This window comes from Geodermatophilus sp. SYSU D00691 (assembly GCF_054050275.1).
The window spans coordinates 1-19,397 of the sequence record NZ_JBJGYZ010000005.1 but is presented as its reverse complement, the minus strand read 5'-3'; the positions used below and the strand labels follow the sequence as shown (position 1 = coordinate 19,397).

Below are 19,397 nucleotides of genomic sequence, written 5' to 3'. Positions count from 1 at the left end.
CATGATGGCCGTGCCCCGTCCCCCGCACCTCCCGACGGTGGCCGACACCGGCGAGAAGGGACGAGGCCCTGAGCGGAGTGCTCTCCGACCTGCCCGCGACCAGGGTGCGCGCGGCGATGCTGGCCACCTACGCGGCGTTCATCGGCAGCGGGTTCGCCTTCGCCAACTGGGCGGCGCGCATCCCGCAGGTCCGCGACTCGCTCGAGCTCAGCTCCGCCGAGCTGGGCCTGGTGCTGCTCGCCATCGCGGCCGGGTCGGTGGTGGCCCTGCCGGTCGCCGGGCCGCTGGTCACCCGTTTCGGGTCGGGCCGCACGGTGGCGGCGATGGCGGTGCTGATGTCCGCCGCCCTGGCGCTGGCCGCCGTCGGGCACCTCGCCGGGGTGGTGCCGCTCGTCGCCGGCCTGTTCCTCTTCGGCCTGGGCAACGGCGCCTGGGACGTCGCGATGAACGTGCAGGGCGCGCGGGTGGAGACGGAGCTGGGGCGGTCGATCATGTCCCGCTTCCACGCCGGCTGGAGCCTCGGCACGGTCGCCGGCGCGCTGGTCGGCGCGGGCGCGGTGCTGCTCGACGTCCCGGTGGCCGTGCACCTGGTCGTCGTCGCCGTGCTGGTCGGCGTCGCCGTCCCGCTGGCCGCCCGACGCTTCCTGCCCGACACCGGTCACGCGGAGCACGAGGAGCGACCGGCGGGCGGGGCCCGCGCCGCCCTGGCCGCCTGGCGCGAGGGCCGCACCCTGCTGATCGGGCTGTGCGTGCTGGCCTTCGCCTTCGCCGAGGGCGCCGCCAACGACTGGATCAGCGTCGCGCTCATCGACGGCTACGACGCGCACGCGGCCACGGGCGCGCTCGGCTTCGCCGTCTTCCTCTCGGCCATGACCCTCGCGCGCTGGTTCGGCCCCGCGCTGCTCGACCGCTACGGCCGGGTGCCCGTGGTCCGGGCGATCGCGGCGGTGGCGACGGTCGGTCTGCTGCTCTTCGTCTTCGCGCCGGGCGTGCCGCTGGCGCTCGTCGGCGCCCTGCTGTGGGGGATCGGCACGTCGCTGGGCTTCCCGGTGGGCATGAGCGCCGCGGCCGACGACCCGGTGCGCGCGGCGGCCCGGGTCAGCGTCGTCGCCTCGATCGGCTACTGCGCCTTCCTCGGCGGCCCGCCGCTGATCGGCTTCCTCGGCGAGGGCGGAACGGTGCTCCGGGCGCTCACCGTCGTCGCCGTCCTGCTGGGGCTGTCGGCGCTGGTCGCCTCGGCGCTGCGGCCGCTGCCGGCGGCCGACCGCCCGCCAGAGGCCCCCGATCACGCGGACCAGGGGCCTCCCGGACGTCAGAAGTAGTGTCTCCGGCCGCCGACCGCCCGGCCGGTGGACCCCAGCAGGAGCAGGACCAGCCCCACGACGACCACGATGATGCCGATCGTCCAGAGGATCGAGATCTTCAGGAGCAGTCCGAGCAACAGCAGGATGAGACCGAGGATGATCACGTTCCGCCCTCCCTAGTGAGCGCATGCGTCGACCCGTGGGCGGAGCCGGGATGTCCCGTGATCACCTCCGCCATGCACGGTGTCACCCGTCCGGGTGTCGAGGGCCGGTGCCGGACTCCGCCGCGTGGCCGGGGGCAGCAGCGGTGAGTCGGTGCTCACCCGCGCCGTGCGGATCCCGACGCGGCGGCACCAGCACAACACCCTGCGGGCCTGGGACAGCATCCCGGTCCGGGTGCGGCCCGCCTGACGCGGGGCCCCACGGCGCGGAAACCGCGGTCGTGGGACTCCGGATCACTCGTCGGGGAAGAGCGCGGCCAGGCCGAGGCGGGTGGGCCGGCGGAACGGCTGCCACGCATCGGCCGGCTGGGCCAGCCGGTCGGCGACGACCCACAGCACGGCCGGGTCCAGCCCCATCCCGAGGTGGCCGGCGCGGACGGCGACGTTCTCGCTGAGCGGCCCGGTCTGCTGCAGGCAGGCCCGCCAGTCGACGACGCCGTCCCAGCGCGAGTAGACCGACGTGCTCGGCACCGGCAGCGGCCGGCGCAGCCCCCCGCCCGACCTGCCGGCCAGGGCGAACGGCGAACCGAGGGTGACGACCTGGCGCACCTGCTCCGGCGCGCGCAGCGCCAGCCGGCGGGCGTAGATGCCGCCGAGGCTCTGCCCGACGATGCTCACCGGTGACCCGTGCTCGGCGTGCAGGCGGGCCAGCAGCCGGGGCAGCTCGTCGACGACCTCCTGCGTGGGTCCGCGGTTGCGCCCGAGCGCCCAGCCGACGACCGGGTGGCCGAGCCCGCGCAGCCAGCGGCGCAGCGCGCCGGTGGACAGGTCCGACGCCCCGAGCCCGGGCAGCACGAGCACCGGGTGCGCGTCGCCGCGCGGCGCGACCGCGAGCAGGGGCAGGGACGCGGCCAGCGCGCCGGCGCTGGCCGCCGCCCGCACCGGTTCGGTGGCGGCCAGCAGGCCGCGTCGCCGTCCGGCCGCGGTCACTCGGCCATCGGCGGGAGCAGCCGCGGCTGGAACACCTCGTCGATCGGCCGCGGCCCCACGTACTGCCGGCAGGTGCACGGCACCCAGGTGTGCCCGGCCCACCGGCCGCGCTTGTCGTAGCTGTCGCGGCGCAGCTCGGCGTAGCAGGTCGAGGTCTCGGTGTCGTGCTGGCTGAGCGGGTGGCCGCAGCCGCACACCGGCGTCATCGGCTTGGGCGGAGGAGCGGGCCGCCGGCCGAGCCGGCCGACGACGAACCCCACCGCCAGCAGGGCGCCGCCCACCACCAGGCTGATCGGATCCACCGTCACTCCTCCCGTCGCGTGCCCTCCCGACGGTAGCGCGCGGCGCGCGTGGTCAGCCGGTCGTCTTGCCCCGCCCGCTCACGGCATCGCGCAGGTGGTCGAGGAGACTGGCGACCGGCCCGGCCACGGTGCGCACGACGCCCTCGTTCGGCGTCAGCGGGTGCGCGCGGGTGGGCGCCATCTTCTTGACCGCCTCCACCTTCCCGGCCATCTGCACCAGCTCCGCCTGGCTGAAGGTGGAGCGCAGCTCGGCGAACATCCGGCTCTCCTCGTGCTCGACGTGGTGCCGGATCTCGCGGATCAGCGTCTGCACCTCGGCGTCGAACTGCGGGTCGTCGGGGTCCATCCGCTCCAGCCGCTTCATCGTCTCCTCGGCCTCGGCGTGCTCGTGCTTGGAGTGCTCGGCCTCCTCCTCGTCGACCTGCTTCTCCACGGCCGGGTAGACCTGCGTCTCCTCGGCGACGGAGTGCTTGACCAGGCCGATCGTGACCTCGTCGACGAGCTCGCGCTTGCGCCGGAGGTCGTCCTCCCCGGTCCGGCCCACCAGCCCTTCGAGCTGGGTGAAGATGCGGTCGAACTCGCGGTGGTCGGCGGTGAGCAGGTCGACCACGTCGCGCTGCGTCGTGTCTGTCATGGCGGTTCCCTCGGGGGCCGGGGCGGTGCGGCGGTCTCGCGCGAGGGCTGCATTCCCTCGGTCGGGACCGGTCACACCACCGCCGGGTCGATCGTGCAGCCGGTAGGACCGCGAGAACCCGACATCGTCGACGGGCAGCACCTCGGCCGCCGCGAATCCCGCGGCGCGCGTAGCTCCGCACGATGCCGGGCCGGATCACGGTGCCGGTGGCAGCCGAGGGCGTGTGCGAGCGGGCATCGGCTCCCCGGCGGACTCACCCATGACGACCACCGCACCGTCGTCGTAGCCCTCATCCTCGGCCGCTGGGTAGGCGCGGGCCAAGGCGATCGAGGACCACCCCTTACCGCACCCGACGTCGGCGATCCGGGCACCGGGGCGGTCGAGCAGCCGGTGCACCTCCGGCACGCCGGCCAGAGCGCCGGGCCAGAGCCCGCTCGAACCAGGGACGGTTCACGTCGGCCTGGCCGGTGCGGGCGTCCGCCCCGAACTGCGCCCAGCCCAGGCCGCCGCCGTCCCGGTAGGCCGCGCCGAGCTCGGGCAGGCGGGGGGTCCGCGGCGAGGACGAAGCCGCTCGCCGCCTGCATCTCCAGCCACTCCCGCGCGTAGCGCTCGTCCGTCCTGGTGCCGACCGCGAGGTCCGCAGGGGACAGCGGTCCGGCGCCGGTCAGCGCCCGGTACCAGCCGACCCGCTCGCCCAGGTGCACGGCCCGCCTCTCGAAGGCCCCCAGCGCGGCGGAAACACCCGGTCGGCCACCTCGTCGACGGTGGCGGCGGGTTCCTGCCGAGTGGTCATCACCCCTCCTCAGCGCCGGCCGGCGGGCACGCCGAGGACTGAGACGACGAAGTCGGCGACGGTGTCGTGGACCTGCGCGCGGTCGGACTCGTTGAGCACGTCGTGCAGATCGCCCGGGAAGGCGGCCACCCGCGCGTCCGGCAGCTGGGCGGCGCTGGCCCGGGCGTCGGTGATCGGGATGACGGGGTCGGCCTCGCCGTGCACGAAGAGGACCGGGATGTCCGGCCGCCCGGCCTCGAGGCCGGCCAGCGACTCCGGCCAGGCGGCGGCGATGGCCTGCAGGGTCTCCCGCCGGAACCCGCCGTGGTAGGTGAGCGGGTCGTGCAGCAGGGCGTGCACGTAGGCGGGGTGGGTGCTGAACATCTGCCCCGGGTCGGTGGGCGCGGGTTCGGCGGAGTCGTCGGCCTCGAGCGCCTCCCACAGCCACGGCTGCGGGCGCAGCGGCGCGCCCGAGGCGACCAGGGCCCGGGCGATGCCGGGGGAGCGCAGCGTCAGCAGGTAGGCGGCCAGCGCTCCGGCGGAGTGCCCGGCGAGCAGGAGCGGTCGGCCGGCGTGCACCTCCTGGGCCAGCCGGACCAGGTGACGCGCGTCGTCCACCCAGCCGCTCAGCGAGGGGACGACGCCGCGCTCGCCGTCGCTGCGCCCGTGGCCGGCGGCGTCCATCGCGTGCACGGCGAACCCGTCGGCGGTGAGCCGGCGGGCGAAGACGTCGTACAGCCCGATGTGCTCCCCGTAGCCGTGCAGGAAGACCAGGACGCCGGAGACGTCGCCGTCGGGGAGCCAGGCGGAGTGGTGGATGCGGCCGAAGGAGCCGGGAAAGGAGGGCACGGTCGGTTTCCTCTGCGTCCGGTGGAGACGCCGGGCGGTCGCCCGGCGCTGCCGAACGCTGGGGGAGGGCGGTGTCGCGGCGGTGTCGGCGCGGTGTCGCCGGCGGCACCACGCACCCGGGCGACCGTGCCAGACTGCCGCGGTCGTCCCGCAGAGGGGGGCCGCCGGCATGTTCCGCGTCCTAGGCCCGCTCGAGGTCGAGGTCGGCTCCGAGCGGCTGGTCATCCAGGGTGCCCGGGGGCGTGGGCTGTTGGTCGCCCTCCTGCTGCAGCGCGACGCCGTGGTGCCCTCCGGCCGCCTGGTCGAGCTGTTGTGGGACGAGCCGCCGGAGGACCCGGCCAACGCCTTGGCGCAGGTGGTGCGGCGGCTGCGCGCGCAGCTCGGCGCGGCTGCCGACCGGCTGCGGACACGGCCACCGGGCTACGTCCTGCGCGCCGCTCCGGAGGAGCTGGACGCCGAACGCTTCGAGCGGGCTCTCCGCGAGGCGCGCGCCCTGCGGCAGGTGGACCCGTTCACCGCGCTGCATCTGCTGGACGAGGCGCTGGACCTGTGGCGCGGACCGGCCTTCGGCGAGTTCGCCGACACCTTCGCGCGGGCGCCCGCCGCCCGGCTGGAGGAGCTGCGCCTGGTCGCGCGGGAGGAGCGGGCGCTGCTGCTCCTGGACGTGGGCTCGGTCGCCGAGGCGGTCGCAGCCGCCGGTGAGCTGGTGGCCGTGCACCCGTTCCGGCCAGGTGCGGTGGAGGGGCTCGTGCGGGCGCTCGCCGCCGACGGCCGCGCGGCCGAGGCGCTCGAGGCGTACCGCCGCCACCGGGAGTCGCTCGCCGACGAGCTCGGGATCGACCCGGCACCTGTCCTGCAGGAGCTGCAGGGCCAGGTCCTGCGCGGCGCCCTCCCGACCCCGCGCCGTCCCGTCCGGGGACCGCAGGCCGCGCGGGTACGGCCGATCCCCCGGTTGCCCTGGCGACCGGGCCCGCTGCTCGGGCGTGAGGAGGACCTGCGGTTGCTGCTGGGGTGTCTCCGGGGCCGCCGGCTCCTGTCGCTCGTCGGCCCGGGTGGGGTGGGCAAGACCCGGCTGGCCCTGGAGGCGTCGCACGCGCTGGCCGACGGGGGTGGCCGTGTCTGGTGGGCCGATCTGTCCGCCACAGCCGGCGGGCGGCTGGTCGACGTGGTCGCGGAGGCGCTCGGTGCCGACCTGCCCATCGGTGCCGACCGCCTCACCGCGCTGGAGGCCGCCGCGGTGGAGCTGCGCGGGCTGCTGGTGCTGGACAACGCGGAGACCGTCCTGGCGCCGTTGGCCGAGCTGGCCGAGCGGCTGCTCGCCGCGGCCCCCGCGCTCACCCTGCTGGCCACGAGTCGTGAACGGCTGGACGCGGCGGGGGAGCACGTGCACGTCCTCGCTCCGCTGCCGGTCCCCGCCGGTGCCGGCCGGGACAACCCCGCCGTCCGTCTGTTCCTGGACCGCGCCCCCGGACTGGAGGTCGATCACGTCTCCGATGCCGAGGTGGACCTGGTCGCGGCCACCTGCCGTCGGCTCGACGGCCTCCCGCTGGCCATCGAGCTGGGTGCGGCGCGCGCGCCGTCGTTCGGCTTGGCGGAGTTCGCCTCCCGGCTGGACCGGGGGCTGGACCTGCTCGCCGGGGGACGGCGGACCTCCCCGTCGCGGCACCGGTCGCTGCGCGCCGTCATCGACTGGTCCTACCGCTTGCTGGCCGAGGAGGAGGCGCGCCTGTTCCGGCGCCTGGCGGTGTTCCCCGCCGCCTTCACCCCGGACCGGGCGGAGGCGGTGTGCGGGGACGAGGTCCTGCCCGCCGCGGCGGTGGCCCCGGTGCTGGCCCGGCTCTGCGAGCAGTCGCTCGTCCAGTTCGGGGACGGCCGGTTCTGGTTGCTGCAGACGCTGCGCGACTTCGCGCGGGACCAGTGGGCGGCCGACGAAGGGCACTCCCTGCGCGCCCGGCACGCCGCCGACACCGCCGGGCGGGCGGCGACCTGGCGCCGGCTGCTCTGGACGGCCCGGGAGCCCGCGGCGGTCGCGGCACTCGCTGCGCTGACCGATGACCTCCATGCCGCCTGGGCGTTCGCGCGGGAGCACGACCGCCCGCTCGCCGTCCGGCTGGCCGCCGACCTCCACGACCACGCGTACTGGCGGCAGCGGCTGGACCTGCTCGCCTGGGGGCTGGTCGTGGCCGAGTGGGACGACGACCTCCCGCGCACCGGCGACGCGCTCGCCGCCGCGGCGTCGGCCGCGTGGGCGGCCGGCCGGCTGGACCAGGCGGAGACGCTGGCCCGGCGCGGGGTGGCCGCGGCCGGCGCACCGGACGCGCCGGCGGCCGCCGCCGCGGTGGAGAAGCTGGCCGATCTGGCGATGTTCACGGGACGCACCGCGGAGTCCGTGACGCTGTACCGCCGCGCCGGAGAACTGTGGCGCCGCGCCGGGGAGCCGCTGATCCGCCTGATGTGCGAGATCGCGGTGTGCCAGGTGCTCGCCTACGGCGGCCGGGACGACGAGGCGCTGGCCCGGCTGGCGGAACTGCGGGCGACCACCCGGGCGAGCGAGGTCCCCACGGTGCTGGGGTGGTGGCACTACGTGCGCGGGGAGGCGCTCGCGGCCGCCGACCCCGCCGGGGCGCTCGCCGAGTACGGCGCCGCGATCACGCACGCCGGGGCCGCGGACAACCGGCTGGTCGTCATGATCGCCCGCAGCGCCGCGGTCACCACGCTGGCCGGTGCCCGGTCGCCGTCCGCGGCGTTCGAGGAGTTCGGCCGGGTGCTCGACTCCTGGGACGACCTCGGGAACGAGGCGTTGCAGTGGTGGGTGCTGCTGCACCTGGCCGTGCGGCTCGTCGACGCCGGCCGGGACCGCGACGCGGCGCTGATCGCCGGGGCGGTGCTCGCCCACCAGGATCACCACCCCGTGGTCGTCCGGGACCGGAGCCGGCTCGACGGCGCCGTGGACGCGCTGCTGGAGCGGGGCGGGAACCGGGAGGTGGACGCGCTGCTCGCCCAGGGCGCCCGGCTGTCGATCTCGGCGGCTCTCGCGGTCGGCCGCGCGGCGATCGAGGCGGTGGTGCGGGACCCGGTCGGGGATCCAGCGGGACGGTCCGACGTCGTCCGAAATCGCCCGCTCGGGGCGGTTGACCACCCCTGACGCAGGTTACTCCACGAGCGTGGAGACCTACGCCGTCGGCTTCGCCCGACCCGACCGCTGGTCCCGGGAGAGACCGGCGGAGGAAGCCCGTCCCTGGCACGCCGTGGAGGCCCACCGGCCGCCGGCCGAGCTGGACGGGGAGGTGGAGCTCGCCGTCTGCGGGGCCATCGTGCAGGTGTGGGGCTCGCAGAAGTGGGAGCGGGTGGGGGCCGGGCGCACCGCCTGCCCCGAGTGCGCCCGGGTCACCGCGGCCAGCCGGCCGCTGACCCGCACCGGCTGACCGGCGCGGGCGCGGCGGTCAGCGGCGGTCGGGACGCCGGCCGCTGATCGCCGACAGGCCGGTGATCTCCCGGCCGACGATGAGGGCCTGCACCGAGTCGGTGCCCTCGAACGTGAACACCGCCTCCATGTCGGCGTGGTGCCGGGCGACGTGGTGGTCGAGCAGGATCCCGTCGCCACCGAGGATGTCGCGGGCGTCGGCGACGATCGCCCGCGCCTTGGCGGCGTGGTTCATCTTCGCCAGCGACGCCATCGCCGCGGTCATCCGGCCCTCGTCGGCGAGCTTCGACAGCCGCCAGCACATGAGCTGCATCGCGGTGATCTCGGCCAGCATCCGGGCCAGTTTGTCCTGCACCAGCTGGTAGCCGGCGATCGGCTGCCCGAACTGCTCCCGCTGCAGCGCGTGCGCCAGCGCCAGCTCGTAGGACGCCGTCGCCAGGCCGAGCGCCCGCCAGGCCACGGTGTACCGGGTGCGGTCGAGCACCTGCGAGACGTCCTTGAAGCTGCGGCAGCCGGCCAGCCTGTTCTCCGCCGGCACCCGGACGCCGTCCAGCGCGATCTCCGCCTGCCAGACCGCGCGCAGCGCCGTCTTCCCGGTCATCACCCGCGCCGAGAAGCCCGGGGTCCCCTTCTCGACGACGTAGCCGCCGACGGCGCCCTCCTCGTCGCGGGCCCAGATCAGCACGAGGTCGGCGATCGAGCCGTTGCCGATCCACTTCTTGTGCCCGTCGAGGACGTAGGCGTCGCCGTCGCGGCGGGCGGAGGTCTCCAGCGCGACGGCGTCGGAGCCGTGCCGCGGCTCGGTGAGGCCGAAGGCGCCGATCTTCTCCAGCCGCGCCATCTCGGGCAGCCAGCGCTGCCGCTGCTCCTCGTCGCCGAGCAGGGCGATCGACTGCATCGCCAGGAAGCTGTGCACGCCGTTGAACGTGCCGACGCTGCCGTCGGCCCGGGCCAGCTCGGCGGCCACCAGCCCGGCGGAGACGGCGCTCATGCCGGGGCAGCCGTAGCCCTCGATGGTGCCGCCCGCGATCCCCAGCTCGGCGATCCCGGGCACCAGCTCGAACGGGAAGTCGGCGCGCTCCCAGTAGTCGTTGATCCGCGGCAGCACCTCCGTGTCGCAGAAGGCGCGCACCCGGTCGCGGATCTCGATCTCGTCGGGCGCGAGCAGGTCCTCGAAGGCGTAGAAGTCGGGGCTCGGCGCGGTCACGACGTCGGACGCTATTGCGTCCGACCGGATCGCGCGCGACGTCAGGCGCCGCGGTAGGTGCCCACCGTCCAGAGGTTGCCGTCGGCGTCGCGGACGCCGAACTGGTGCGAGCCGTAGCCGGTGTCGTGCAGCGCCTCGAGCACCTCCACGCCGGGCAGCGCGCGGACCCGCTCCCACGCGGCGTCGACGGTGGCCGGCTCGGCGGCCACCACGTAGACGCCCTGGGGGCCGAGGGCGCCCCAGTCGCCGGGCTTGCCACGGCTGCCGAACATCACGCCGCCGCCGTCGGGCCAGCGGGCCTCGGCGTGCTCGACGGTGCCGTCGGCCCCGCGGTGGCAGGCGGTGACGGTGAAGCCGAGCCCGTCGGTGAGGAAGGCGGTGCCGGCGTCGACGTCGGCGAAGCCGACGCTGGGCCAGACGGTGGGCGCGGGGGCGGTGGACAGCTCGGGGGAGGAGGTCATGCCGGGGAGGCTGCCTGCTCCGCCCGGTCGTCGTCTTGCAGGAATGGGAGCTCCTCGCGCAGCCAGGTGCCGATGCTGCAGCCGGCCAGCGACCGCCACTCCCGCTGCAGGTGCGGCTGGTCGGCGTAACCGCAGCGCACCGCGATCTCGGCGAGCGACGGGCGGCCGGGCCCCAGCAGCAGACGGCGGGCGGCCTCAAACCGGGCGATCCGCGCCGCCTGCTTCGGACCGATGCCGGTGGCCAGCCGGAACTGCTCGGAGAGGTGCCGCCGGCTCCATCCGACGGCCGCGGCCACCTCCTCGACCCGCCGGCGTCCGTCGCCGGTGACGGTCAGCCGCCAGGCCTCGCCGACCTCCGGCGGCACCGCTCCCGGCGACCCGGCCAGCCGGGCGAGCAGGGCGGCGTCGAGCCGCGCCAACCGCTCGGCCCACGTGCCCGCCTCGGCCAGCTGCTCGACCAGCCGGTCGGCGGCCCGGCCGAGGACGGCGGCCAGGTCGACGACGCGCTCGCCGAGCTCGGCTGCGGGCAGGCCGAACAGCGCCCGGGCGGCGACGGGGGTGAGCCCGTACTGCAGGCCGTCCTGCGGGCGGGTGGCGTCGATCAGCGCCGGGCGGGTGTGCAGGCCGCCGAGCACCGCGTGCGCGGCGACGTCCTCGCCGAGCCCGGCCACCCGCAGCGGCGCGGCCAGCTCGACGACGAGGGTGAGGTGCCGGGAGGGCAGCCCGCGGTGGACGCCGGACGGGTTCGCGGCGACGCGGTAGCCGTGCGCCACGGCGACGAACGGCCGCAGCGGGCCCGGCACCCGGTGCGCCACGAACTCCACGCCGGCAGATCCTGCCCGCTCAGCCCGCGTCGAGCAGCCCCCGGACGTACGCGGCCTGGCCGACGTGCTGCAGGTCGTCGGAGAGCACGCTCACCAGCCGGACGCCGAGGGTGACCGGCGGGTCCCAGCGGCGGTCGACGACGCGGTCGAGGTCGTCGTCGTCCAGGCCTCGCAGGAACTCCGCGGTCCGGGCGGAGACGGCGTCGGCGTACTCGAGCAGGAGGCCGGGGGAGTCGACCCGGACGGCGGCGACGTCGTCGGGGCCGAATCCGTAGCCGGTGGCGGAGTCGTCGAGGGGCAGGCCGAACCGGCCGGCGAAGCCCTCCGCCGTCCACACCTGCTCCCGGCCGGCGACCTCGGCGACGTGGTCGTCCTGGACGCGCAGCAGGTGCCAGGCCAGCCAGGCGATGGTGTTGGCCTCCGGACCGACGCGCGCGGTGAGCTGCTCGGCGGTCAGCCCGTCGAGCGCGCGGCGCAGGGTCTCGCCGATCTGTCCGTAGGCGTGCAGCAGCAGGTCACGGCTCCGCATGGCTCACCCTAGGCCGAGCACGCGCACGACCAGCCAGACCACCCCGGCGAGGGCGGCCAGCGTGAGCACCAGGGCGGTCACCACGGGGACGACCACCCACCGGCGCTTGAACCGCCGACGGCGCCGGGGTGCGGCGGGCGGCCGGCCGCTGAGCGGGGCGCTGCCCGGCCGCCGCCGCGCGGTCAGCGCGTCGCGTGCCATCGAGCCCAGCACCGCCCGCGAGGCGAGGGCCAGCTCGCGCAGGTCGGCCGGGTCGAAGCGGTGCACCGAGCCCTCGGCGCGGACCGGCGGCGGTGGAGGGGCGGGCGCGGGGACCGGCGCCGGGGGCTCCGCCCCGGCCAGCACGGCCTGCAGCCCCTGGCGCGCCTGCGCGGCGGTGCTGCGCTGCGCGGGGTCCTTGGTCAGCAGCCCCCGCAGCACCGGCTCGAGGGGGCCGGCGCGGACCGTCGGGGCCGGGTGCTCGGAGACGACGGACATCGCCGTCGCCATGGCCTCGCCCCGGGCGAACGGCGGCCGGCCCTCGACCGCCGCGTAGAGGGTGGCCCCGAGCGACCACAGGTCCACCCCCGGGTGCGGCTCGTCGCCGTGGATGCGCTCGGGCGCCATGTAGGACGGCGAGCCGATCAGCGCGCCGTTCGTGGTGAGGCTGTCGTCGCCGGTGGTCGTCGCGATGCCGAAGTCGGTGAGCCGGGCGTGCCCGTCGCGCTCGACCAGCACGTTCCCCGGCTTGACGTCGCGGTGCACGATCCCGGCGGCGTGCGCGGCCTCCAGTGCGGCGAGGAGGTCGAGGCCGATCCGGGCCGTGGCGTGCGGGGACAGCGGCCCGGCGTGCTCGAGGACGGCCTGCAGGCTGTCGGCCTCGACCCGCTCCATGACCAGCCAGGGCTTGCCGTCCTCCTCGACGACGTCGTAGACGGTCGTGACGCACGGGTGGTCCAGGCGGGCGGCGGCCCGTGCCTCGCGCAGCGTGCGCTCGCGCAGCACGCGGCGCTCCTCCTCGGTCAGCCCGACCGAGAAGGTGAGCTCCTTGATCGCGACCTCGCGGTGCAGCATGCGGTCGGTCGCCCGCCAGACCACGCCCATGCCGCCGCGGCCGAGGACGTCGGTGAGCACGTAGCGACCGGCCAGCAGCCGCTCGCCCGGCACCGCCCCCGTGTCCGGCCGAGGAGCGCTCATGCGCGGACCGTACGCCCGCGACCGGCCTACTGCTGGTCCGTCGTCCCCTCCTCGGGGCTGCTCTGCGCCTCCATCTCGGCGGCCTGCTCCGGCGTCTCCATCTCCAGGGCGATGTCGCGGGGCTCGGGCAGGCTCGGGTCGGCGGTGCCGGTGTCCGGCTCGGGTGTCGTCATGCCCGCAACCTGCCCGGATGCGCCCCGACCTACACTCCCGCGGATGCCGATCACCCGGCTCCTCGTGGCCAACCGGGGCGAGGTCGCCGTCCGGGTACTGCGGACGGCGACCGCCCTCGGGCTGCGCACCGTCGCGGTCGCGCCGGCCGACGACGCCGGCTCGCTGCACGTGCGCCGGGCCGACGACGCCGTCCGCCTGCCCGGCTCGGGCCCGGCCGCGTACCTCGACGCCGCGGCGGTCGTCGGGGCCGCGGTCTCCGCCGGCGCGGACGCCGTCCACCCCGGGTACGGCTTCCTCGCCGAGAGCCCCGAGCTGGCCCGGCGCTGCGCGGACGCCGGGCTGGTGTTCGTCGGCCCCGACCCCGCCGTGCTGGAGCTGTTCGGCGACAAGGTGCGCGCGCGGGCACGCGCGGCGCAGCTCGGCATCCCGGTGCTGGCCGCCACCGGCGCGACCGACGCCGACGGCGCCCGGGCGTTCCTCCGCGGGGTCGGCGGGCCGGTGATGGTCAAGGCGCTGGCCGGCGGGGGTGGCCGGGGGCAGCAGCCGGTGGCCGCCGAGGACGAGCTGGCCGCGGCGCTGGAGCGCTGCCGGTCCGAGGCCCAGGCAGCGTTCGGCGTCGGCGACGTCTACGTCGAGCGGCTGCTGACCGGCGCCCGGCACGTGGAGGTGCAGCTCGCGGGCGACGGCACCGCGGTCGCCGCGCTCGGCGACCGCGACTGCAGCCTCCAGCGCCGCCGGCAGAAGCTGGTGGAGATCGCACCCGCCCCGGCGCTCGACGACCGGCTGCGGACCGCGCTGGCCGGTGCCGCGGTGGCTCTGGGGAGCGACGTCGGCCTCCGCGGCCTGGCCACCGTCGAGTTCCTCGTGTGCGCGGACGAGTTCGTCTTCCTCGAGGTGAACCCGCGGCTGCAGGTCGAGCACACCGTCACCGAGGAGGTGACCGGCCTCGACCTGGTCGAGGTGGCGCTGCGGCTGGCCGAGGGCGCCGCGCTCGCCGACCTCGCGCTGGACGTGCCGGTCGTGCCCCGCGGCGCGGCCGTGCAGGCCCGGGTGAACGCCGAGACGCTGCGGCCCGACGGCGCCGTGCTGCCCTCCGCCGGTCACCTCGAGCGGTTCGGACCGCCCACCGGGCGCGGGGTCCGGGTCGACACCGCCGCCGTCCCCGGCGCCGAGGTCGACCCGCGCTTCGACCCGCTGCTCGCGAAGGTGGTGGTGCGCGAGCGGGACCTGCCGCGCGCCCTCGCCGGGACGGCGCGTGCGCTGGCCGAGTGCGACGTCGCCGGCCCGGCGACCAACCTCGGCCTGCTCGCCGCCCTCGTCGCCCGTCCCGAGGTGGCCGAGGGCCGGACGACGACGACGTTCGTCGACGAGCACCTCGCCGAGCTGGTGCCGCCGGTGGAGGAGACGCGTCCGGTCGCCGGCGCGGACGGCGGGGTGGCCGTCGCGGCGCCGCTGCAGGGCGTCGTCGTGGCGGTCGAGGCGGGGGAGGGCCGGGCCGTGGCCGCCGGCGCGACCCTGCTGGTGCTCGAGGCGATGAAGATGGAGCACGTCGTCCCGGCGCCGGTCGCCGGCGACGTCGTCGCGGTGCGGGTGGCGGTCGGCGACGTCGTCCCGGCCGGCGCGGTGCTCGCCGTCCTCGCGCCGTCGGACGACGCCGGTGACCCCGCCGCCGCGCGGGCGGAGGTCGATCTCGACGCCATCCGCCCGGAGCTGGCCGAGGTGCTCGAGCGGCAGCGCGGCACCCGCGACGAAGCGCGGCCGGACGCGGTGGCCGCCCGGCGGGCGGCCGGCCGGCGGACCGCGCGGGAGACGGTCGCCGCGCTCTGCGACGGCGGCCCCTTCATCGAGTACGGCGCCCTCGGCATCGCCGCGCAGCGCCGGCGGCGCACCCTGGAGGAGCTGGTCGCCCGCACGCCCGCCGACGGCATGGTGACCGGCATCGGCGAGGTCGACGGCGTGCCGACCGCCGTGCTCGCCTACGACTACACGGTGCTGGCCGGCACCCAGGGCCTGGTCAACCACCGCAAGGCCGACCGGCTGCTCGAGCTGGCCGATCAGCGGCGGCTGCCGGTCGTGCTGGTGGCCGAGGGCGGCGGCGGGCGCCCCGGTGACACCGACTCGGCCGGGATCTCGCTGCTCGACGTCCCCACGTTCACGACGATGGCCCGGCTGGCCGGCCGGGTGCCCACCGTCGCCGTCGTCTCCGGCTACTGCTTCGCGGGCAACGCCGCGCTGGTCGGCGTCTGCGACGTCGTGATCGCGACCGAGGGCAGCAGCATCGGCATGGGCGGCCCGGCGATGATCGAGGCCGGCGGGCTGGGCGTCGTCGACCCGGACGACGTCGGCCCCACGGCGGTGCAGGCGGCCAACGGCGTGATCGACCTCGTCGTGCCCGACGACGACGCCGCGGTCGTCGCGGCCCGCCGGGTGCTCGGCTGCCTGACCGGGCAGACCGGGGCGGGCGGGTGCGCCGACCAGCGGCTGCTGCGGCACCTGCTGCCCGCCGACCGGGTGCGCAGCTACGACGTCCGCCCGGTGCTCGAGACCCTCGCCGACACCGGCAGCCTGCTGGAGCTCCGGCCCCGGTTCGGCCGCGGCATCGTGACCGCGCTCGGCCGGCTCGACGGCCGGCCGGTCGGCCTGCTGGCCAACGACCCGCGGCACCTGGGCGGGGCGATCGACGCCGAGTCCGCCGACAAGGCCGCGGCGTTCCTCCGGCTGTGCGAGGCGCACCGGCTGCCGGTGGTCTCGCTGGTCGACACCCCCGGGTTCATGGTGGGGCCGGAGTCGGAGCGGACCGGCACGGTGCGCCGCTTCGGCGGCCTGTACGTCGCCGGTGCCGCGCTGACCGTGCCGCTGGTGGCGGTGGTGCTGCGCAAGGCGTACGGGCTGGGCGCCATGGCGATGACCGGCGGCGACCTGCGCGCCCCGTTCCTCACCGTCGCCTGGCCCACCGGCGAGTTCGGGCCGATGAGCCTGGAGGGCGCGGTCCGGCTGGGCTACCGGCGCGAGCTCGCCGCGCTGCCCGACGACGCCGCCCGCGAGGCCCGCTTCGCCGAGCTGGTCGCCGAGTCCTACCAGCAGGGCCGGGCGCTCACCGTCGCGTCGGTGTTCGAGATCGACGACGTCATCGACCCGGCCGACACCCGGGCGGTGGTCGGCGAGGCGCTCCGGGCGGCTACCGCGGCGCGGGGCTGAGCCGCTCGACCCCCGGGCCGGACAGCCGGTCGACGGCCACCGCGGCACGGCCGGTGAGCAGCAGGAGCAGCGCCTCGACCGGGCCCTCGACCAGGGCACCCTCGCCGGCCGACCACTCGGTGTCGGTGGCGACCAGCCGCAGCCCGGCCAGCCGCCGCCGGGCGTCGAAGACGATGGTGAACGGCCACGTCATCGACCAGATGCGGGTGGCCGCCGTCGCCGCCGCCTCGATCGGCGCCGGGCGCGGGCGACCCAGCGGGACGGCGATGTCCTGACCGTGCACCAGCACGTCGATCAACGGCTCGTAGGGCGTGAGGCCGGGCACCCGCCGGCGCGAGCCGACCATCGCGCGGATCGCGGCGACCAGCTCGCCGGTCGAGGTCGCGGCGGCCCGCCGGACGGCGGCGTCGTGCGTCGTCCGGTGGAAGTCGCCCCGCCCCCGCAGGGCCGGACCGATGAGCTCGACCGGCCGGGCCACGGAGAAGGTGACGTGCGCGGCGACGTCGCGCACCCGCCAGCCCCGGCACAGCGACGGGTGCGCCCACTCGTCGGGGGAGAGGTCGGCCAGCAGGTCGGCGAGGCTGCCGCGCTGCTCGTCGATGACGGCCCAGACGGCGTCCCGGTCGAGGCTCATGGGAACCCCCAGGTAGTACGATGACCTGACCAAATTAGGACGAGCCTCTGACCATCGTCAAGGGGGTGCCGGGTGGCCGACGACGAGCTGAACCTGGGCCTGCTGCTGTTCATCCCGTACCGCGCGCTGGAGAAGCGCGTGTTCGAGCGGCTGGCCGAGGCGGGGTTCGACGACGTCACGCCGGCCCAGGCGCGGGTGATGGCGCGGATCGGCCCCGGCGGCACGCGGCTGACCGAGCTGGCCGAGGCTGCGTCGGTGACCAAGCAGACGGCCGGCTTCCTCGTCGACCAGCTCGAGCGGGCCGGCTACGTGCGGCGGACGCCCGACCCGACCGACGCCCGGGCCCGGCTGGTCCGCATCGCCGAGCGCGGAGCCACCGCGCAACCGGTCGCCGATGGCGTCGTCGCCGAGGTCGAGGCCGAGTGGCGGGCGCACCTGGGGGAGCGGCGCTGGCGGCAGCTGCGCGGGGCGCTCACCGCGCTCCGGGAGGTCACCGACCCCTACCGTCGACCACCGCCCCTTGGTTCCTCTACGGTAACCGTTACCCATGAGCGACCAATTGGCGGCAGACGACGCGTTCGACGCCCTCGGTGACCCGATGCGGCGCCGCATCCTCGAGTGCCTGCGGGACGGCGAGCTGCCGGTGGGCGAGCTGGCCGGCCGGCTGCCGGTCGGGCGGCCCGCCGTCAGCAAGCACCTGCGGGTGCTCGAGGGCGCCGGGCTGGTCGAGCACCGCTCTCGCGGCACGCGCAACCTCTACGCCCTCGCGCCCGGCGGCCTCGCCGACGTGCAGCGCTGGCTCACGAGCGTGTGGGACGACGCGCTGGGCGCGTTCGCCGGCTTCGTCGACGCCGAGGAAGGGAGAGCCCCGTGAGGCCGATCGTCCGCCAGGTCTCCGTCGCGGCACCACCGGAGCGCGCCTTCGCCCTCTTCACCCAGCGGATCGGGGAGTGGTGGCCGATGGCCGGGCACAGCGTCTTCGGGGAGCGCGCGACGGTGGCCTTCGAGGGGAGGGGGCTGGTCGAGCGCGACGGCGACCGGGTGAGCGTGTGGGCCGAGGCGACGCTGTGGGAGCCGCCGAACTCGCTGGAGCTCGACTGGCACCCCGGCCGCACGCCGGAGGAGGCCACCACCGTCCGCGTCACCTTCGAGGCCGACGGTGAGCGCACCCTCGTCACGCTGGAGCACTCGGGCTGGGAGCGCCGGGCCGACGCCGCCGACGTCCGGGAGTCCTACGCGCAGGGCTGGCCCGTCGTCCTCGGCCGGTTCGCCGCGATGGAGGCTCCCGTCGGCTGACCGGTGCGCCACCATGGGTGCGTGCTGGTCCTGGGGCGCGGCGAGATCGCCGAGCTGCTGGACGTCGACGCGCTGGTCGACGCCCTCGCCGGTGCGATGGCCGAGCTCAGCGCGGGCCGCGCGTCGGTGCCCGAGCGGGTCGGCGCCGAGGTCGCCGAGCAGGACGGGCGGCTCCTGTCGATGCCCGGGTACGTGCCGTCGCAGCGGGCGCTGGTCACCAAGCTCGTGTCGCTGTTCCCGCGCAACGCCGGCACCGCGCTCCCGACCCACCAGGCGGTGGTCGTCGTCTTCGACGCCGAGACCGGCGCGCCGTCCGCCCTGCTCGACGGCACCGAGATCACCGCCGTCCGGACGGCGGCCTGCTCCGCGCTGGCCACCCGGCTGCTCGCCCGGGAGGAGGCGGCGGTGCTGGCCGTGCTCGGCACCGGCGTGCAGGCCCGCGCGCACGCGCGGGCGCTGGTCCGGGTGCGGCCGCTGCGGGAGATCCGGGTCGCCGGGCACGACCCGGCCGGGCCGCGGCGGTGGCCGCCGACCTGGCCGCGGAGCTCGGTCTCGAGGTGCGCGCCGTGAGGGGACCCGCCGAGGCGTGCGCCGGCGCCGACGTCGTCTGCGCGACGACCCACCCGGGCGCCGACCCCGTCGTCCGGCGCGAGCTGCTCGACCCGGGCGCGCACGTCGTCTCGGTCGGCTGGGACCGGGCCGGCCGGGAGGTCGACGACGCGACCGTGCGCGACGCCCTCGTGGTCGTCGAGTCGCGGACCGCCGCGGCCGGCAGCCCGGACCTGTCCGCGGCGACGGTGGGGGAGCTCCCGGAGCTCGGCGAGCTGGTCGCCGGCACCCGGCCGGGGCGCACGAGCGGCGAGCAGCTCACCCTCTACAAGTCGGTGGGCGTCGCGGTGCAGGACGCCACGGCCGCGACCCTGGTGCTGGCAGCCGCACGGGAACGCGGCGTCGGCCGGGAGGTCGAGCTCTGAAGGGACCCTCCTGCAGGGTCGAGCACCTGCGGCGAGGCCGACTCCAGCCCGCGGTCAGGCGGCCGGCGTGGTCGCCGGCGCCTCGGCCGGCGTGCAGGCGGGGGCCGCCGGGTCGGTCGGGACGAGGGTCGGCTCCGTGGCCGGCGGGACCTCCGCGGCGCACGGGTCGGTCGGGCAGACCTCGGCGGCGGGGTCGGCCGGCGGCACCGGGCAGGCCGGCTCGACCGGGGTCTCCGACGGCGTGGTGGGCACCGGGGGCGCCGTGGTGGGCAGCGGGGGCGTCGTGGTGGGCAGCGGGGGCGCCGTGGTGGGCAGCGGGGGCGTCGTGGTCCCCGGGGCGGTGCCGGGGGTGGTGGTGCCCGGGGTGGTGGTGCCCGGGGTGGTGGTGCCCGGGGTGGTGGTGCCCGGGGTGGTGGTGCCCGGGGTGGTGGTGCCCGGGGTGGTGGTGCCCGGGGTGGTGGTGCCCGGGGTGGTGGTGCCCGGGGTGG

At 76.8% G+C, this 19,397-nt stretch carries 22 protein-coding genes and 1 pseudogene; 10 read left to right on the top strand and 13 right to left on the bottom strand.

Annotation, left to right across the window (positions count from 1 at the left end):
* Positions 1–77 precede the first annotated feature (77 nt).
* The gene (locus ACI797_RS04810; RefSeq protein WP_456857363.1) at positions 78–1,322 is read left to right on the top strand and encodes an MFS transporter; all 1,245 of its coding nucleotides are present in this window, start codon (positions 78–80) and stop codon (positions 1,320–1,322) included.
* Here the strand turns inward: ACI797_RS04810 and ACI797_RS04805 are convergent.
* A complete protein-coding gene (locus tag ACI797_RS04805; RefSeq protein ID WP_456542713.1) occupies positions 1,313–1,468 on the bottom strand; it encodes a DUF6131 family protein in 156 nt (51 codons plus the stop codon). The two genes, ACI797_RS04810 and ACI797_RS04805, sit on opposite strands and share 10 nt — an antisense overlap.
* Before the next feature lie 124 nt (positions 1,469–1,592).
* Here ACI797_RS04805 and ACI797_RS04800 point away from each other — a divergent pair, with 124 nt between their 5' ends.
* The gene (locus ACI797_RS04800) at positions 1,593–1,715 is read left to right on the top strand and encodes a hypothetical protein (RefSeq protein ID WP_456857362.1); all 123 of its coding nucleotides are present in this window, start codon (positions 1,593–1,595) and stop codon (positions 1,713–1,715) included.
* Positions 1,716–1,759: 44 nt separating this feature from the next.
* On the opposite strand, the gene ACI797_RS04795 is transcribed toward ACI797_RS04800, so the two are convergent.
* The 4 genes from ACI797_RS04795 to ACI797_RS04780 form a co-directional block, all read right to left on the bottom strand.
* On the bottom strand, positions 1,760–2,455 hold the full coding sequence (locus ACI797_RS04795; protein ID WP_456857361.1) for an esterase/lipase family protein: 696 nt from the start codon (positions 2,453–2,455) through the stop codon (positions 1,760–1,762).
* Positions 2,452–2,757 (bottom strand): hypothetical protein, encoded by a 306-nt coding sequence (locus tag ACI797_RS04790; protein ID WP_456542711.1) that lies wholly within the window; start codon positions 2,755–2,757, stop codon positions 2,452–2,454. Before ACI797_RS04790 ends, ACI797_RS04795 begins: the two co-directional genes overlap by 4 nt.
* A gap of 52 nt (positions 2,758–2,809) precedes the next feature.
* Positions 2,810–3,391, bottom strand: a complete 582-nt coding sequence (locus ACI797_RS04785; protein ID WP_456857360.1) for a hemerythrin domain-containing protein — start codon at positions 3,389–3,391, stop codon at positions 2,810–2,812.
* Positions 3,392–4,193: 802 nt separating this feature from the next.
* Positions 4,194–5,012, bottom strand: coding sequence for an alpha/beta fold hydrolase (locus ACI797_RS04780; protein WP_456857358.1), 819 nt, complete (start codon positions 5,010–5,012; stop codon positions 4,194–4,196).
* Between the two features lie 169 nt (positions 5,013–5,181).
* Here ACI797_RS04780 and ACI797_RS04775 point away from each other — a divergent pair, with 169 nt between their 5' ends.
* Both ACI797_RS04775 and ACI797_RS04770 read left to right on the top strand, forming a co-directional pair.
* Positions 5,182–8,157 (top strand): BTAD domain-containing putative transcriptional regulator, encoded by a 2,976-nt coding sequence (locus ACI797_RS04775; RefSeq protein ID WP_456857357.1) that lies wholly within the window; start codon positions 5,182–5,184, stop codon positions 8,155–8,157.
* 19 nt (positions 8,158–8,176) lie between these two features.
* Complete coding sequence (locus tag ACI797_RS04770; RefSeq protein WP_456542709.1) at positions 8,177–8,437, top strand: hypothetical protein; 261 nt, start codon at positions 8,177–8,179, stop codon at positions 8,435–8,437.
* Positions 8,438–8,455: 18 nt separating this feature from the next.
* Here ACI797_RS04770 and ACI797_RS04765 read toward each other — a convergent pair whose 3' ends face one another.
* Genes ACI797_RS04765 through ACI797_RS04740 form a run of 6 tightly spaced genes read right to left on the bottom strand, consistent with a single transcriptional unit; the run spans position 8,456 to position 12,806 of the window.
* Positions 8,456–9,643, bottom strand: coding sequence for an acyl-CoA dehydrogenase family protein (locus tag ACI797_RS04765; protein ID WP_456857356.1), 1,188 nt, complete (start codon positions 9,641–9,643; stop codon positions 8,456–8,458).
* A gap of 41 nt (positions 9,644–9,684) precedes the next feature.
* A complete protein-coding gene (locus ACI797_RS04760) occupies positions 9,685–10,104 on the bottom strand; it encodes a VOC family protein (RefSeq protein WP_456857355.1) in 420 nt (139 codons plus the stop codon).
* Positions 10,101–10,928: a helix-turn-helix domain-containing protein gene (locus tag ACI797_RS04755; RefSeq protein ID WP_456857354.1), complete on the bottom strand. Its 828-nt coding sequence runs from the start codon at positions 10,926–10,928 to the stop codon at positions 10,101–10,103. Before ACI797_RS04755 ends, ACI797_RS04760 begins: the two co-directional genes overlap by 4 nt.
* Positions 10,929–10,947: 19 nt before the next feature.
* Complete coding sequence (locus ACI797_RS04750) at positions 10,948–11,457, bottom strand: mycothiol transferase (protein WP_456857353.1); 510 nt, start codon at positions 11,455–11,457, stop codon at positions 10,948–10,950.
* A 3-nt stretch (positions 11,458–11,460) separates the two neighbouring features.
* Positions 11,461–12,633 carry a serine/threonine-protein kinase gene (locus ACI797_RS04745; protein WP_456542872.1) on the bottom strand — a complete coding sequence of 391 codons (1,173 nt, stop codon included), beginning with the start codon at positions 12,631–12,633 and terminating at the stop codon, positions 11,461–11,463.
* A gap of 26 nt (positions 12,634–12,659) precedes the next feature.
* On the bottom strand, positions 12,660–12,806 hold the full coding sequence (locus tag ACI797_RS04740) for a hypothetical protein (RefSeq protein ID WP_456542871.1): 147 nt from the start codon (positions 12,804–12,806) through the stop codon (positions 12,660–12,662).
* Positions 12,807–12,849: 43 nt separating this feature from the next.
* On the opposite strand from ACI797_RS04740, the gene ACI797_RS04735 reads away from it, so the two are divergent.
* Positions 12,850–16,005, top strand: a complete 3,156-nt coding sequence (locus ACI797_RS04735) for a carboxyl transferase domain-containing protein (protein WP_456857352.1) — start codon at positions 12,850–12,852, stop codon at positions 16,003–16,005.
* Here ACI797_RS04735 and ACI797_RS04730 read toward each other — a convergent pair.
* A complete protein-coding gene (locus ACI797_RS04730; protein WP_456857351.1) occupies positions 15,986–16,639 on the bottom strand; it encodes a maleylpyruvate isomerase family mycothiol-dependent enzyme in 654 nt (217 codons plus the stop codon). The two genes, ACI797_RS04735 and ACI797_RS04730, sit on opposite strands and share 20 nt — an antisense overlap.
* Positions 16,640–16,711: 72 nt before the next feature.
* On the opposite strand from ACI797_RS04730, the gene ACI797_RS04725 reads away from it, so the two are divergent.
* The 5 genes from ACI797_RS04725 to ACI797_RS04705 are packed head-to-tail and all read left to right on the top strand — an operon-like array spanning position 16,712 to position 18,909.
* Complete coding sequence (locus ACI797_RS04725) at positions 16,712–17,233, top strand: MarR family winged helix-turn-helix transcriptional regulator (RefSeq protein WP_456857349.1); 522 nt, start codon at positions 16,712–16,714, stop codon at positions 17,231–17,233.
* Positions 17,234–17,237: 4 nt separating this feature from the next.
* Positions 17,238–17,513 (top strand): ArsR/SmtB family transcription factor, encoded by a 276-nt coding sequence (locus tag ACI797_RS04720; protein WP_456857348.1) that lies wholly within the window; start codon positions 17,238–17,240, stop codon positions 17,511–17,513.
* Positions 17,510–17,935: an SRPBCC domain-containing protein gene (locus ACI797_RS04715; RefSeq protein WP_456857347.1), complete on the top strand. Its 426-nt coding sequence runs from the start codon at positions 17,510–17,512 to the stop codon at positions 17,933–17,935. The genes ACI797_RS04720 and ACI797_RS04715 overlap by 4 nt, the downstream gene beginning before the upstream one ends.
* Positions 17,936–17,956: 21 nt before the next feature.
* Positions 17,957–18,505 (top strand): ornithine cyclodeaminase family protein, encoded by a 549-nt coding sequence (locus ACI797_RS04710; protein ID WP_456857346.1) that lies wholly within the window; start codon positions 17,957–17,959, stop codon positions 18,503–18,505.
* On the top strand, positions 18,502–18,909 hold the full coding sequence (locus tag ACI797_RS04705) for a hypothetical protein (RefSeq protein WP_456857345.1): 408 nt from the start codon (positions 18,502–18,504) through the stop codon (positions 18,907–18,909). The genes ACI797_RS04710 and ACI797_RS04705 overlap by 4 nt, the downstream gene beginning before the upstream one ends.
* A gap of 54 nt (positions 18,910–18,963) precedes the next feature.
* On the opposite strand, the pseudogene ACI797_RS04700 reads toward ACI797_RS04705, so the two are convergent.
* Positions 18,964–19,397 (bottom strand): annotated as a pseudogene (locus tag ACI797_RS04700) (hypothetical protein); the annotation flags it as partial.

Excerpts from the sequence above, each read along its gene's own strand:
- ACI797_RS04785 (WP_456857360.1), bottom strand. The coding sequence starts at position 3,391 with ATGACAGACACGACGCAGCGCGACGTGGTCGACCTGCTCACCGCCGAC.
- ACI797_RS04730 (WP_456857351.1), bottom strand. The coding sequence starts at position 16,639 with ATGAGCCTCGACCGGGACGCCGTCTGGGCCGTCATCGACGAGCAGCGC.
- ACI797_RS04740 (WP_456542871.1), bottom strand. The coding sequence starts at position 12,806 with ATGACGACACCCGAGCCGGACACCGGCACCGCCGACCCGAGCCTGCCC.
- ACI797_RS04775 (WP_456857357.1), top strand. The coding sequence starts at position 5,182 with ATGTTCCGCGTCCTAGGCCCGCTCGAGGTCGAGGTCGGCTCCGAGCGG.
- ACI797_RS04735 (WP_456857352.1), top strand. The coding sequence starts at position 12,850 with ATGCCGATCACCCGGCTCCTCGTGGCCAACCGGGGCGAGGTCGCCGTC.
- ACI797_RS04750 (WP_456857353.1), bottom strand. The coding sequence starts at position 11,457 with ATGCGGAGCCGTGACCTGCTGCTGCACGCCTACGGACAGATCGGCGAG.
- ACI797_RS04745 (WP_456542872.1), bottom strand. The coding sequence starts at position 12,633 with ATGAGCGCTCCTCGGCCGGACACGGGGGCGGTGCCGGGCGAGCGGCTG.
- ACI797_RS04720 (WP_456857348.1), top strand. The coding sequence starts at position 17,238 with ATGCGGCGCCGCATCCTCGAGTGCCTGCGGGACGGCGAGCTGCCGGTG.
- ACI797_RS04760 (WP_456857355.1), bottom strand. The coding sequence starts at position 10,104 with ATGACCTCCTCCCCCGAGCTGTCCACCGCCCCCGCGCCCACCGTCTGG.